The sequence below is a fragment of the Chitinophagales bacterium genome (assembly GCA_041392475.1).
Taxonomy (GTDB): Bacteria; Bacteroidota; Bacteroidia; order Chitinophagales; family UBA2359; genus JAUHXA01.
In genome coordinates, this window is the sequence record JAWKLZ010000001.1 from 923,467 (window position 1) to 937,570 (window position 14,104).

13 protein-coding genes are annotated in these 14,104 nt (G+C 35.5%); 5 read left to right on the forward strand and 8 right to left on the reverse strand.

Annotated elements, in window-relative coordinates:
- Window positions 1-8: 8 nt before the first annotated feature.
- Together R3E32_03465 and lepB are read right to left on the reverse strand one after the other, a co-directional pair.
- Complete coding sequence (locus tag R3E32_03465; protein MEZ4883773.1) at window positions 9-329, reverse strand: hypothetical protein; 321 nt, start codon at window positions 327-329, stop codon at window positions 9-11.
- Window positions 330-434: 105 nt separating this feature from the next.
- Complete coding sequence (gene lepB, locus R3E32_03470) at window positions 435-1,556, reverse strand: signal peptidase I (protein ID MEZ4883774.1); 1,122 nt, start codon at window positions 1,554-1,556, stop codon at window positions 435-437.
- Window positions 1,557-1,904: 348 nt separating this feature from the next.
- Here lepB and R3E32_03475 point away from each other — a divergent pair, with 348 nt between their 5' ends.
- A complete protein-coding gene (locus tag R3E32_03475) occupies window positions 1,905-3,377 on the forward strand; it encodes a GWxTD domain-containing protein (protein ID MEZ4883775.1) in 1,473 nt (490 codons plus the stop codon).
- Window positions 3,378-3,553: 176 nt separating this feature from the next.
- On the opposite strand, the gene R3E32_03480 is transcribed toward R3E32_03475, so the two are convergent.
- Window positions 3,554-4,093 carry a hypothetical protein gene (locus R3E32_03480; protein ID MEZ4883776.1) on the reverse strand — a complete coding sequence of 180 codons (540 nt, stop codon included), beginning with the start codon at window positions 4,091-4,093 and terminating at the stop codon, window positions 3,554-3,556.
- Between the two features lie 442 nt (window positions 4,094-4,535).
- Here R3E32_03480 and R3E32_03485 point away from each other — a divergent pair, with 442 nt between their 5' ends.
- Entirely contained in the window at window positions 4,536-5,825 is a 1,290-nt protein-coding gene (locus R3E32_03485; protein MEZ4883777.1) for a DUF2911 domain-containing protein, read from the forward strand.
- Between the two features lie 428 nt (window positions 5,826-6,253).
- Window positions 6,254-6,955: a DCL family protein gene (locus R3E32_03490; GenBank protein MEZ4883778.1), complete on the forward strand. Its 702-nt coding sequence runs from the start codon at window positions 6,254-6,256 to the stop codon at window positions 6,953-6,955.
- A 314-nt stretch (window positions 6,956-7,269) separates the two neighbouring features.
- Here the strand turns inward: R3E32_03490 and R3E32_03495 are convergent, their stop codons facing one another.
- Entirely contained in the window at window positions 7,270-8,277 is a 1,008-nt protein-coding gene (locus R3E32_03495) for an acyl-CoA reductase (protein MEZ4883779.1), read from the reverse strand.
- Between the two features lie 240 nt (window positions 8,278-8,517).
- Between R3E32_03495 and R3E32_03500 the strand changes: the two genes are divergently transcribed.
- Entirely contained in the window at window positions 8,518-8,868 is a 351-nt protein-coding gene (locus tag R3E32_03500) for a 4Fe-4S dicluster domain-containing protein (GenBank protein MEZ4883780.1), read from the forward strand.
- A 107-nt stretch (window positions 8,869-8,975) separates the two neighbouring features.
- Here the strand turns inward: R3E32_03500 and R3E32_03505 are convergent, their stop codons facing one another.
- The 3 genes from R3E32_03505 to R3E32_03515 all read right to left on the reverse strand — a co-directional run bounded on the left by R3E32_03505 (window position 8,976) and on the right by R3E32_03515 (window position 11,527).
- Window positions 8,976-9,620, reverse strand: coding sequence for a hypothetical protein (locus tag R3E32_03505; GenBank protein MEZ4883781.1), 645 nt, complete (start codon window positions 9,618-9,620; stop codon window positions 8,976-8,978).
- A gap of 81 nt (window positions 9,621-9,701) precedes the next feature.
- A complete protein-coding gene (locus R3E32_03510; GenBank protein MEZ4883782.1) occupies window positions 9,702-10,562 on the reverse strand; it encodes an SDR family oxidoreductase in 861 nt (286 codons plus the stop codon).
- A 260-nt stretch (window positions 10,563-10,822) separates the two neighbouring features.
- Window positions 10,823-11,527 (reverse strand): T9SS type A sorting domain-containing protein, encoded by a 705-nt coding sequence (locus R3E32_03515; protein ID MEZ4883783.1) that lies wholly within the window; start codon window positions 11,525-11,527, stop codon window positions 10,823-10,825.
- 325 nt (window positions 11,528-11,852) lie between these two features.
- On the opposite strand from R3E32_03515, the gene R3E32_03520 reads away from it, so the two are divergent.
- Window positions 11,853-13,295: a hypothetical protein gene (locus tag R3E32_03520; GenBank protein MEZ4883784.1), complete on the forward strand. Its 1,443-nt coding sequence runs from the start codon at window positions 11,853-11,855 to the stop codon at window positions 13,293-13,295.
- On the opposite strand, the gene R3E32_03525 is transcribed toward R3E32_03520, so the two are convergent.
- Window positions 13,296-14,060, reverse strand: coding sequence for a metallophosphoesterase (locus R3E32_03525; GenBank protein ID MEZ4883785.1), 765 nt, complete (start codon window positions 14,058-14,060; stop codon window positions 13,296-13,298).
- Between the last annotated feature and the right edge of the window lie 44 nt (window positions 14,061-14,104).

The window sequence follows — 14,104 nt, forward strand, 5'->3', positions numbered from 1 at the left end:
TATAGGTCTTATTTATATTCAATCACGAATACATCTTCATTTTTTCTTTTCATCAAGTAATTTTCACGTGCAAATTTTTCTTGTGTAGCTTCGTTGGTAAGCAAATCTTTTAAAGATTGATTCACTACTTCAATTTCATTTTTGTAATAATCCTTCTTTTGCTCCATTTCGTTGATTTGCATATCCAATCGAACTTGGGAAGGAATCGTATTGGTGTCGAATACCATCATCCACAAAAAGAAAATCAAACCTGTAATGGCATATTTATTCTTAAAATGATGTGGGATTTTTTGAAAAAATGCCTGTATATTTAATCTTAATTGATTCATTACCAAATTTTTATTCTTCAAAAATTTCAAACAGTCAAGATTTGGGAAAACATTCCAAATACCAACCTATTGCAAAGTAAGGAATAATAATTAAAAAGTCAATAATCAATTGACCGATTTAAAAATTCTATCCCATCGAATGCGGTCAAAAAAATTATCTCCCTCGCCCAACGAAAACCATATCAACACTGCTTCTCCAACTATGTGGTCTTCGGGTACAAAGCCCCAATATCGAGAATCGGCAGAATTGTGACGATTATCGCCCATCATAAAATAGTAGTTCATTTTGAAGGTATAAGTCTCTGTTTCTTCATTGTTAATCCATATTTTCCCATTTTCTGTTTTTAACTCATTGCCTTCGTAGTCTTCAATTACTTTTTCATAAATCGGCAGATTTTGAGTCGTTAATTGCACTGTACTGTCTTTTGCAGGAACAACAATGGGACCGTAGTTGTCAATGTTCCAAGGATAATCATTGGATGCAGGTGGAAAAATACCCATATCGTGTATTCCTCTATCTATCAAACTTGTATCTACCTTCAATACGTTTGACAATTCTTGGGTTTTGGTAAAACTGTATTGAGTCAATGGATAGATGTAGAGGTTATTTTCTACAATGTTGCTACCACCCTCTGTTATTTCCATTTTCTGCAATGTTGTACGGTTAATCGGTGTTCCGTTGGTTCGCACCAAATAATTGTACTGCATCAATTCAGGATTTTCGGCTGGTTCGGTATTGACATACAATTGACGATTCACTATTTCGAGCGTATCACCTGGAAGCCCCACACATCGCTTGATGTAATTTTCTTTCTTATCCACAGGCCGTTCTTTTTCAACAGGATAGTTAAATACAATCACATCATTGCGTTCAATGTTTTGTAATCCAGGAAGGCGGTAGTATGGAAGTTTGAAAGATTCACTGTATGATTTTTTGCCATCTGTGAAGGGCATTACATTGTGGGCAAATGGAAACGACAAAGGAGTAATCGGCAATCTCGAACCATAATTTAGTTTGCTGACAAAAAGATAATCCCCTACCAAAAGGGTTTTTTCCATTGAAGAAGTAGGAATGGTGTAGGCTTCAATAAAAAACAAACGTATAATTGTTGCAGCAATTATTGCCAATAAAAGGGCTTCTGTCCATTCTCGTGCTGCCGATTTTTTCTTTTTTTTCGGCACTTCTACTTCAATTTTTTCTGTTTTATACTCCTCTTGCTGGTTCACACTCAATAAATTTAGATAGGTCTCAGTATCGCTTCAAAGATACTCAACAAAATTAGAAACAAAACGAAAATACAGATAGTTTTCCGATGAAATCTCTTCTATAATGTTAAAAAAATCGGTAAAGAACAGACATTATCATAGTTTAATACAATAGATATTTCCGAATCTATCAAATTTTATTCCGACAATCTACTTGTAAAATATTTGTTTGTATTCCTGCAATTATTTAATTTTCCCTTAGCAAATAAACAATAATCGGATTATTTTGCTTGATATATTGCACAAGTTTTATGATTTAGGCCAAAGATTTCAACTTATTGAATATTTGGTTGTAAAAAACGATTTTAGATGAAAAAGATAACATTATTATTACTACTATTATTCGCTTCAAATATAGGTTTTGCGTTTAGTCCTGTGGTCAATTATGCTATTTTTAGCACTCCAGACCAAAAAAGTTATATAGAAACCTACCTCCTTGTTCCGAGTACAGATGTCAAATTTGTGGCCATAGAAAATGGCAAATACCAAGCAGCTGTTGAAGTAACCATTTTGTTCAAGCAAGGAGAAAAAATTATCCAATTCGACAAATATTTGTTGCACAGCCCCGTTATTGACCAGCTTGAAGCGGTCAATTTTAACCTTACAGATCTAAAACGAAATGCGCTGAAAGATGGTACTTATACCTTAGACATTCTTTTCAAAGACACCAATCACTTGGAAAAAGAAGCCCGCTATACCAAAACCATCAAAGTCGGTATGGAAAAAGACGAACTTACTGTCTCCGACATTATGCTGATTGACCAATACGAAGCAGCCGATTTGAACGAACCCAATATTTATACCAAAAATGGCTACCACCTATACCCCAATGTATTAAACTATTTTGGTAACAATATCAACCGTATAGCTTTCTATGCAGAAATTTACAATACAGAACAGAAATTGGAGGAAACCGATTTTTTGGTATTGTATTCCATTCGTTTGAGCAGCGACAACAATAAAATCATTCAGAATCTACGCTCTTTCCAAAAAAAGAAAGCTGCCCTTGTCAATGTTGCCTTTTCAGAATTCGACATCAGTGATTTGCCTTCAGGCAATTACAATTTAATCATTGAAGTACGAGACAAGAAAAACAAACTATTGGCTGCAAAAGCGGTATTTTTTCAGCGCAACAAAAAAGTTGCAGACTACACACTATCCGATATTCACCAGATAGACATCAGTGATTCTTTTGTTGCCCAACTTGATGATAAACAGGCAGATTATTACCTGCGCGCTATTCTTCCAATTGCCGATCCCAGCACTAAAGATTATATCAATAACTTAGTAGCGGGTAAAAACCCTGAATTGCAGCGACGATTTATCCACAATTACTGGAAGCAGCACTATCCATTTGATGCAGCCGAACAGTTTGAGCATTACAAAGCCCAAATTCAAAAAGTAGAAGAACTCTACGGTAGTCAGATGTACGATGGTTTTGAAACCGATAGAGGTCGGGTTTTTCTGCAATATGGGCCTCCAAATGATTTGACCGATGGAGCAAATGAACCAGGTGCTGCCCCTTACCAAATTTGGCAATACTACCAACTTGCCAGTCAAAGCAATGTTCAATTTGTATTTTACAATCCCAATTTTGCAGACAATGACTATGAGCTCATACACTCTACTGCTCGTGGCGAGCTTCGAGATGATAGATGGCAGATGCGTGTCTTCAATTCGGTAAAAGACCGCAACAACAACACCGATTTTGACCAACTTGGTGTCAAAAGTCATTATGGAACTCGGGTGAATGAGTTTGGTACAAAACGAGGAAACAATTAATATTGGAATGCGACTAAAGAATCAAGAAACGACTTCGAAGATTGTAAATCCTATAAAAATGGAACTTCCGAAGTCTTTCTTACTTCAAAAAATTGTCAATAATACCTCCCAAAAAAAAAGTGCATTTTGATTGAATCAAAATGCACTTTTTTTTTAGTCAATTATCTATCAAGTTATTAGTTAGCAGTCTTCACCCGCACTCTTGTAGTAGTAGAAGGGCGATAAGGTGTTGCGCCATCAATATAATTGTTTGAAGGCTGCGTATTGAATGCATTAGATTTGGGTATAAATTGAAATACTTTTTGGAATTTGGTTCTGTTGATCTTGCTTTTTACATCCATCAACAATTCTCCCGTATTGCTTACCACACCTTTGTATTTCACCTGTCCGCCTGCTGATGTAGTTCCAAACTTCAATTTTCCATTTTTGGGTTTGTAACCGAATGTACCTAAAGCCATTGGCGCATTGTTTCCAGGAAACAACCATTCCAAAACTTTTACAGGACTATCAGAAGTAGCAGCAGTTGCAACAGTACCATCTTCAAAGAAACGAACATACAGTTGTAAACTATTGGAAGTATAATCATCTTGCATTGAAGCCATATACACGCCGTCAAATCGCAAACCTTGACTTGTCATATCAGGTTCAAACTGAGCGAAAAGAGAATTGTAATTAGCAGCAAATAATATTAAAAAGACAGCAATGAATTTTTTCATTTTTGTTAGAGATTTTATGGTTTATAAAATTAAACTCGTCAACCCTATTAGATGATTTCAATCAAAATAGGTTTAATCGCTGCTTGTCTTCAATGAAATTTAGGGCTCATCGAAGATTTTAGTAGAATGAGACTTTTGTAGTTTATTCTTAAAGATATGATGGAATGTTTGAAAATCAGTATGCTCTCAAAAGGAAACTACAAAAGTCTTTAACTGCTCCACTAAAAATATCCATGAGTCAAATTTAGAATTGTAAGAGACTTCGGTAGTTTATAATTTTTAAAATTCACAACATATAATCTATTGAATATTATTTTTTTTTAAACTAATATACACAGAAATCTATATAGGAAAACTATTTAACTACCCTAAAATGTAGTAGATAGTTCAGATAATAAAAGCCAAATTGAAGCATTAATCAATCAAATACAATATCGTCCTTATGAAAAGATTATTTACTACTACAATTTGCTTCTTTCTTTATTTGCTTGCCCAAGATATATCGGCGCAATCTACTGTTACTAATTTGCCAAGAGCAAGCCAAAAAGCCATTGTAGGTCAAACGATTGGACTGACCGAAATCATGGTGACATACCACCGCCCTGCTATCAAAGATCGGGAACTTTGGGGGAAATTGGTGCCGTATGATGCTGTTTGGAGAGCAGGAGCCAATGACAACACCCTCATTTCTTTTTCGACCAATGTGAGTATTGAAGGAAAAGAATTGAAAGCGGGAACGTATGGACTGCATTTGATTCCGAGCGAAAAAGGACAATCGGAAGTCATTTTTTCTAACAGTACATCCGCTTGGGGCAGTTTTTCTTATACGCCTGATGAAGATGCCCTACGGGTAATGATTCAATCTGCTGATGCACCACACCACGAATTTTTGACCTACTCGTTTGAAGACATCACCCCTACGAGTGCCGTATGTGCCTTGACTTGGGGTAAGAAAAAATTTCCCTTCAAAGTAGAAGCAGATGTTCACAACATTGTGTTTGCCAGCCTCAAAGATGAACTTCGCAACCGTTCTGGGTGGACTTGGATTGGTTGGAACGAAGCTGCCAACTATGCCCTTCAAAATGAGGTGAACTACAAAGAAGGATTGGGATGGGCAACTCGTTCTGTTTTTATGAATCCCAACTCCAACAATTTGCTGACCAAAGCCAAACTGACGGCAAAGGCTCAGGATGCCAAAGATGAAAAGAAAGAAATGGAAATCATCACCGCTACTTTGGAGCAAGATTTGGCGACCTTCAATGTAGGCTGGAAAGAATACCACGGTGCTGCAAAATATTTGATTCAGCAAAAATCAAATGAAGACAAAGCTTTAGCATGGTTGGACAAATCCATTGAAATGAAGCCTAATATGACCAATATGCTCGCCAAATCGGATTTATTGGCAAGCATGGGCAAAAACGAAGATGCCGAAAAAGTGAAAGCGGCTGCCATCTCAAAAGGTACAAATGCGGAACTCAATAACTATGGCTACCAATTGCTTTTCGGGGGTAAAATGAAGGAAGCAGTAGAAATTTTTGAGGCAAATACGGAGAAAAATCCAACTGACCCCAATGCTTGGGATAGTTTGGGCGAAGGTTATGCCAAAATTGGAGAAAAGGAAAAAGCCATCAAAAGTTTCAAAAAATCCCTCTCGTTGAATCCTCCTGCCAATGTGAAAGCCAATTCTATCAAGGTATTGAAGGAATTGGGTGTCGACTACCAAGAAATGTAAATGTCACGGTGAGATTGTTGGATAATGAAAAGGTTTGACTTTGATTGGTCAAACCTTTTTGTTTTTACTCCTCTCCTTTCAAAGTAGTTTACCAAACTTTCATAATCCCTTACCTCCAATCATTTGAGGGTAATAGTTGTGTCAAGTATTGGACTTTGGACTATGTTGCTTTCACTTCACAAAATGAAACGATTCTTTAGGCAATAAACTAAATCTTCGTTATATTTACCATTCAAGGCGCACACAATGTGAACCATCAATAGAATCAATTATTGATGGTTCAACATTTTTTAAAGGTACGTACCTTAGCAACGAACTTTCGGTACACGTGGTCGTGGGTGCGACTGCGTGTATACTTGCTCCGTTATACATAATAAATATTTATTTGAAGAGTCGACTTATTCACAACATCAAATTAAAAAAACAATATGGCTAAATCAGTTACTATTGGAAATATTGATTTCAAAACAAAAAAGGCTGCAAATGAGTATTTTTCAGAAATTTTAAACAGAAATAAAAATTTAGAACTCAATGGATCAGACTTTGACGATGTTTACCAACTTTTAAAAAATCATCCAAGAGCATCCGAAAAAATAGGTGTTGGAGTCTCTAAAATTAAAGTAGAGCCGACAGAATATGCGAATAATGTTTGTTTCCATATTCATAGAATCGACGGTTCAATTGAAAACTTTGGAATTGGTAAATGTATAGATGGAGAAAATAGTTTTTTTAGACAATTCTCAATAGGATGTAGAAAGGTAGTTAAAGAAGATCTCGAAAAAGTAAAAAAGGATTATTTCAGTGAGCATTCTAAAGAAGGAAAGGTAAGGTGTCAATTTTCATATGAAGAATTATCATGGGAGGAAACAAATGTTGACCATAGAGAACCTAATACATTCTCAGTGATTGTAGATAGGTTTATTGAGGTGGAAAAGATAGATTTGCAAAAAATTGAATACAATAAGGATCAAACTTATGGGAATGAAATCATTAATAAAGACTTACAGCAGAAATTTAAGGAATATCATAAAGAAAAAGCACTCTTAAGAATAGTATCAAAAAAAAGAAATCTATCAAAATCGTATTTAGGAAGGATAAGTTCCAATTCTAAAGATTTAAAAATCTCATAATAAATGAGTAGGTAGCGTGCGATATAAATTCGCTCAACACATTATTAATCAAACTATTAAATAATAATAAGAAAATTTAATAGAGGTGTTAAGCTGTTTTACCACAAGCAGTTTCCTATCCTTGGTATGTTGAGAAGTAATCTTGAACTATAAAACAAGGAGATAATGCAATGGCAAAGTGAAATCGTGAGAATTAAAACAAAAGAGTACTAAAATTTCTCCATGCTAAGGACGATGATAGCAGTTCACCAAACTTTCATAATCCCTTACCTCCTTGAAAAAATCGTGAGAAAACAATCAACAAAATCCCATATCTAAAGCCCCAACAAAAATTCCACTGTATCCACTTTATCCGCATAATCCCACAATTCAGGCCGCTGTGCTTCACCAAATCCTAAGTATTCATCTGACAAACCAACCACACATTGAATGTCCTCTTCTTGTTCCTTCAATCGGTTTTTCAATGCAGTTTCATCGGCATAATATTCATAGTGTAAAATAGCAGCTGGCGAGCTAACCGCTTCTTTTTCAGTTACAATTACGGTATCGTTTACCAAGTGTTTTACTTTGTCCAGCAAATAAATTGCCAAATGATAGTCGTAATTGTTCCGGTATTTGGAGTGCATCGCAACTTGTTTGTACTCATTTAGGAGACCCAGCAAAAAATTGAAATCATAGTCTTTTGGCACAAACAATTTAGACACACTTCGACAACCCAAACCAAAATATTGAAAAATATCTTTACCAAGTTCGAGAATATCAGCTTCCGTTTCATGTCCAGAAAGTACGGCTACTGAACCTCGATTTTTTCGGATGATGTGGGGATATTTGCCAAAATAATAGTGGAAATACCGAGATGAATTGTTGCTACCTGTGGCAATGACCGCATCAAAATTCTTCAATTGAGGAGTAATAGCTATTTGGTTTTCAATGCTTTTGTCAATTTGCAGCAGGAGTTGATAGAGATAAGGCAGGAGTTTGTCATCCTTTTCGGAAAGTTTGATTTGGGCTTTGTGCCCGCAGATGAATACGCTCAAAAAATCGTGGAATCCGACCAATGGAATATTTCCCGCCATCACCAAAGCAACTGTCTTTGAAGGAGTTTCACCCAATTTTGAGAAATCATAGCGAGCAGTCCATTGTTGCAATTTTTCAGTAGAAAGATAGTTGTCTGCAATAGATTGCAGCATGACTTGGGTATTTTCGATGGTAAACCAGTTGTTACTAGCGAAAGCCATTTTTGCCATAGCCTGTTGATCTGTCTTATTTTGAAGGGCTTGTCCAAGTTGGGTGAGGATATGTATTCTTTGTTGAAGATTCATATGTATATTGAAGGTTAATATGCTAAATTTATTATTTGGGGAGGCAAATTTACACTTTTTCATTCAATCCCTTCATTCTCTATTTCTATTGATAATTCCCAAACACTTTTTTGTTTTTTCGTGTTATGTTGTTGTATTTTGTGGCTTTAGTAGTGGTGTCAGGTATTTCTGATAGTTGACAAATCCACTTCAATTTAAAAACAAACTATTAAATTTCAAACCCCAAAAAATATTTCAGATATGGCGATAATGATTACCGATGAGTGCATCAACTGTGGTGCATGTGAACCCGAATGTCCGAACAATGCCATCTATGAAGGTGGTGTAGAATGGCGTATGTCTGATGGCACTACTTTGACGGGTACCTATACCCTATTGGATGGCAAGGAAGTCGGAGCAGACGATGAGCAAGAACCTGTTTCAGAAGATTTTTACTACATAGTGACAGACAAATGTACTGAGTGCATGGGTTTTCACGAAGAGCCACAATGTGCGGCAGTTTGTCCTGTAGATTGCTGTGTACCAGACCCTGATCACAAAGAAGCGGAAGAAGAATTGTTGAAGAAGAAAGCAACTTTGCATTTAGAATAACACATTAATGAATGACTATTAGCTTTTTAATACAATTTAATTAAGGTCTTGCTTTACATTACAAGGCGATTATTCAGGCAATGCGTTTGGATAACCGCCTTTTATTTTTAGACTTCAATCTTGAATTTCTTGATATAGTATCGCTTGGTTAGCGCAATCAATATTGTTCCCAAGACCGTAGGCATCAACCAATTCAACACAACAATATCAAATATATTTTGAATAGCACTAAAGGCTGTTAGTGCAGCAATATAGGAAATATACATCCTGGAGAAATGCTCGAAATACCAAAACTGTTTGATTCCAAATAGCTTATCCAACTTTTTATTGCGAATAAATTGAAAGTAATCTTGGACGGTCAACAAGGTAAAAATGCTTCCAAAAACTGTGAAAATAATGCCAAAACTCATATTTCCTGCAATCAACAAGCGAATACCCGAAATCAATATCCAAGTTCCCACCAATATTCCTGCTCCAATAAGTGCTTTATCAAATAATTGAGCAGGTATTTTCTTCAATTTGGCAAAGCGATAACCTGACAGAACGAAGTAAAAACCAAAAATACCTAGTAGCAAAATTAGGTACGATCCAATCCATCCGCCGACCAACACCAGCCACGTAGCCACATAAGTCAAACCTATATAACGGTGAATTTTTCCACCTTTCTTGAGAAGAATTTGCAGCAATCCAGTGATGAACACAATTAATCCTGAAAAAGCGTGAATTTGTATGATGACTTCTTTTGATAGCATAAGTCGTTTGTTGATGGAGTTAGAGTTGTCCAATTGTGAAAAACGCCCACAAAGAAAATAAACTTTCTACAAAAAAATTGCTCATCTTCCTTTCTCCTTCAATAATTTTTCACTCAATTCCCACAATTTTTTTGCTGTATTTTGGTTGTAAGAAGGTTTTGAAGACTTCACTATCATGTTATTTTTGAGGTATTCCCCGCCAAATTTTTCCAATTCAAGGGAAGTAGCAGCGTATAAACTGGTTTCGGCACCTTTTTTCTCAGAAATGGAAAAAATCGGTAAAGAAATGAGGGCTTTCCATCCCCAATTGATCCATCCTTTTGTGTTTTTTCGTCCGATTTGGGTGCGAACTACCCCAGGATGCAAGGCAAAGGCAATTATGCCTTCTTGTCGCAACCTTCGTGTTAATTCTTTGGTAAACAGAATATTGGCAAGTTTGGTTTGACCATACACATCCAATCCATCATATTTTTCTTTGCCATAAGGGAGGTGTTCAAAGTCTATTTTTTTGCCGAGATGTGCAGCAGAAGATACATTGACGATGCGGGCAGGAGCAGATTTTTTGAGTACATCCAAAAGTAGCTGGGTAAGGTAAAAATGGGATAAGTGATTGACCTGAAATTGAGTTTCAAAACCATCACCTGTTTGTGTGAGATAATCGTAAAACAAACCTGCATTGTTGATAAGCAAGTCCAATCTATCGTACTTTTGTTTGAATTTGTTTGCTGCTTGCTCCACGTTCTCCAATGAAGATAAATCGCAGGTTATCACATCAATATTAGGATTCCCCGTTTGTAGTTGAATTTCTTCTTGAGCAATTTTTCCTTTTTGTTCATTGCGGCAAAACAATACAATGGTGTATCCTTTTTCGGCTAAACCAATAGCTGTTTGTTTGCCTATCCCTGCATTGCCGCCTGTGATAATGGCTATTTTTCCTTGCATAGTTGTTTTTGAAGATTGGTGACAATAATGATAATTGTTTGAGTTGATATATTGTTTAGTTAAATTCAAAAACAAATCCAAATAACTCATTGAAGGTCATCAAATTTCAATCTAACATCGGGAAGATCATTTTCAGCGTTTCTTGGAGGTGAAATATTAGTAAGGTTGTCTTTCGATTTGAAAAACAAGAAAAGCCACCCCGAAATTCGAGATGGCTTAGAGGGGATCGGTTGACAAATAAATGCTAAAAAATAATTGTTTTATTTTTTGATATATGTTCTTCTGAAAAGCTGTTTACCACTTCCTGTAAACTCCAACAAGTAAACACCTTCTGGTAAATGGTAGGTATCCAACACCACTCGACTATTGCTATAAGCCTTTTGGTCTATCACAGGTTGTCCACTAAGGTTGATTAGGCGTATTCTAACCAATTCATCCATCAACGGAACCATAATATTGATTTCTTCACTTGCAGGGTTCGGATAATTCAATATTTCCTCAAGAATATTGCCTTGCCTATCACCATCTATAGGATGGGAATTGTTGTTGCCAGTATTATTAGGTGGTGTAATACCTCCCTCGTTGTTTCCTCCTCTTGAAGGAATGCTGTTGTTTTCGGTTAGCAAACCTGATGGATTGATAGAGATGGTGCTATTGTCATTCTCCTCATCGGTTTGAATCACCTCCCCACTGTCATCAGTTGTTACATCATCATTCTCAACATTGCTGTTTGTGTTGTTATCACCACCAATATTTGTGTCCGAACTATTTGAAGTTTCTGTTCCAGATACTGAATTATCATTGAAAATGCCGACTCCCATTGCAGTATTGCTACTTCTGTCAATGTTGGCTTCGGTATGTGTAGCGTGCCAAATAAAAATGTTTTCAATAACTGGCTTTAAATCGCCTTTATTTTGAAACTTTTGAGCTTGAATTGCTGTGGCAAATACTAACGACAAGCTCATAAAAAAAATAAATTGTAAAAGTCTTTTTGTCATAACTCCTCTGGTTTGATGTAAATAGATGATGTTTTCAAGCAGTGTCACCACAAAAAAAGCAAAAAAAGAATACAAAAACGAGTACAATTTTTATACTTTATCAGTGATTTTTCTGCTAATTTTACAACGACTAATATAGTAAATTATTGTCTATCAAATGATTAACTTTTGAAAAATCATGCTGTTATAGGGGTTCTATATCCCTTTTCATCAGAATAATTTCTATCTTTAGACGGTATTTTTTCGTGAATAAGTTGCGTATCAACACTTTTTTTTGAATAATTGCACCATTATGTATAAAAGCAAACCTATCTCAATCTTAAAAACATTTACAAACAAAGAGCTGAAAAAGCTTGGAGAATACATTGCTTCCCCTTTCTTCAACAAAAATCAAGCAGTGATTGATTTGTTTTTGCTACTCAAAAAATACCATCCTGATTATGAAGGTATAGGATTGCAGCGAGAAAAGGTTTTCAGGAAACTATTTGGTAAATCGAAATATGAGGAGCAAAAACTTCGGTATCTCATGAGTGATTTGACCAAACTGATGGAAGGCTTTTTGATTCATGAACATTTTACTCAAAATCAACACAGTTGCGCCCATTCATTGTTGGAAATATATACCCAGCGAAAGTTAGAAAAATATTTTCAAACCACTCTTCAAAATTATCAAAATCAATTAGATAACAATGCTATAAAAAACATCAAGCACTACTTAAATGCTTACCAAATAGATGAAGCCAAATTTATTTTTCACTCTTCACTCTCCAATCGCCCAAATGGTACAGATATAAAAGGCATATTGGACAACCTCGACATTTTCTATATTGCCAACAAACTCAAATACAGCAGTGAGCTCTATAATGCTCAAAACATCCTTTCACTCGACTTCGATACTCCTTTGTTACTCAATGAAATCAGGCAAAAATTTGAAGCAGAAGACCATTTACACCAAGAACCTGTTATTGCGATTTACCATCAGATATTATTGACACTTTTGGAGCGAGAAACCATTCAGCATTACGACCAATTGATTCTACTCTTGGAGCAATATGCCGAACATTTTGAACATTCCGAATTGCAGGATATGTATATTTTTGCAAGAAACTATTGCTATCGCCGATATATGGGAGGAGATAGAGAATATTTGCGAAAATCTTTTGAGCTCCATGAAATATTATTAGAAAACAATGTATTACTCTTTGATGGACAGATTTCACAGTGGGATTTCAAAAACATTGTATCAGTAGGTTTGGTATTTGGCAAAAACGATTTTGTAGAAAAATTTATCTTCGATTACAAAAAATATCTCAAACCAAGTGTGCGTGAAAATGCTTTTACCTACAATTTGGCTTACCTTAGATTTTATCAAAAAGATTATGACAGCGCCATTCGACTCCTTCACAATGTAGAATTTACCGACCCCTACTACCACATAGATACCAAAGTTTTGCTCATGCGTTGTTACTACGAATTGGAGGAAGTCATACCATTGTTCAATCTCATTGATACCATCAGAGCCTACATTCGCAGAAACAAACAAATATCAAAAGGTAATAAAAACAACTATTTAAACTTCTTTAAATTTGTCAAAAAACTGGTTCGCATCAAAATGGGCAGCAAAAAAACCATTGAAGACCTCAAAGAAGAAATAGATCAGACCCCCAATTTTGATGGATCTTCTTGGTTATATGAAAAAATCAAAGAATTGGAGCTAAATCCTAAAAGGTGGTAACTATTCATTACAACTCTCCAATTTGATGCTCGTTTTCACTGTTTTACCATCCCATATAATATTTCGCCATGCTGGAATTTTACTTTCAATTTCAAAGTTAACTGCATCAGGGTTTAATTGAAAATAAGAAGATGATGGAGTAATAAAAACTGTTGTATTCAGAAATGGCAAAGTGATTGCTCGACTGCAATGGTAGTGACCACAAAAAATAGCTTGTGGTTTAGACATACACGCTTCAATGGCAGAATGCACTTCTTCAATATTTTGCAGTGAATAGTTCTTGTCCATGTGCAGAACATCAGCCAAAATAGGTGGATGGTGAATAAATAATAGGTTCGATTTATTTTCATTTTTGCAGCAGGAAATCAAAAAAGACAATTGCTGAGAAGAAACCAAACCATTTGTACTGTCTAAAAAAATTAATTTCCCAAAAGATTCAATTTCATGGCTATAAAACAATTCGTCTTTTTGCAGAAAATCCTCTACTTCAAAAACAGAAGCCAACATTGCAGGGTTATCGTGGTTACCAGACATCACGAAATAAGGAATTCCAACTGCATCCAACTGCAATTTTATCCATTCATAGATTTCTAAAACACCTATGTGCAAACAAAAATCGCCCGAAACAACTATATAATCCACTGATGCTTGTTTCACCTTTTCCAATATCTTCAAAAAATTAGATCGAACATCTATTCCATTGGGCTTTTCTCCTTCATTAGCAATGTGTAAATCTGTAATTTGGGCAATAGAGATTGATTTCATAAGATTAATTAATTTTGACAAAAATAATATTTTGATGCACCTTC

What these genes read in the sequence shown, in the direction of transcription:
- R3E32_03465 (MEZ4883773.1), bottom strand. Translation starts at nt 329, where the DNA reads ATGAATCAATTAAGATTAAATATACAGGCATTTTTTCAAAAAATCCCA.
- R3E32_03475 (MEZ4883775.1), top strand. Translation starts at nt 1,905, where the DNA reads ATGAAAAAGATAACATTATTATTACTACTATTATTCGCTTCAAATATA.
- R3E32_03520 (MEZ4883784.1), top strand. Translation starts at nt 11,853, where the DNA reads ATGTATAAAAGCAAACCTATCTCAATCTTAAAAACATTTACAAACAAA.
- R3E32_03480 (MEZ4883776.1), bottom strand. Translation starts at nt 4,093, where the DNA reads ATGAAAAAATTCATTGCTGTCTTTTTAATATTATTTGCTGCTAATTAC.
- R3E32_03500 (MEZ4883780.1), top strand. Translation starts at nt 8,518, where the DNA reads ATGGCGATAATGATTACCGATGAGTGCATCAACTGTGGTGCATGTGAA.
- R3E32_03525 (MEZ4883785.1), bottom strand. Translation starts at nt 14,060, where the DNA reads ATGAAATCAATCTCTATTGCCCAAATTACAGATTTACACATTGCTAAT.
- R3E32_03505 (MEZ4883781.1), bottom strand. Translation starts at nt 9,620, where the DNA reads ATGCTATCAAAAGAAGTCATCATACAAATTCACGCTTTTTCAGGATTA.
- R3E32_03495 (MEZ4883779.1), bottom strand. Translation starts at nt 8,277, where the DNA reads ATGAATCTTCAACAAAGAATACATATCCTCACCCAACTTGGACAAGCC.
- R3E32_03490 (MEZ4883778.1), top strand. Translation starts at nt 6,254, where the DNA reads ATGGCTAAATCAGTTACTATTGGAAATATTGATTTCAAAACAAAAAAG.
- R3E32_03485 (MEZ4883777.1), top strand. Translation starts at nt 4,536, where the DNA reads ATGAAAAGATTATTTACTACTACAATTTGCTTCTTTCTTTATTTGCTT.
- R3E32_03515 (MEZ4883783.1), bottom strand. Translation starts at nt 11,527, where the DNA reads ATGAGCTTGTCGTTAGTATTTGCCACAGCAATTCAAGCTCAAAAGTTT.
- R3E32_03510 (MEZ4883782.1), bottom strand. Translation starts at nt 10,562, where the DNA reads ATGCAAGGAAAAATAGCCATTATCACAGGCGGCAATGCAGGGATAGGC.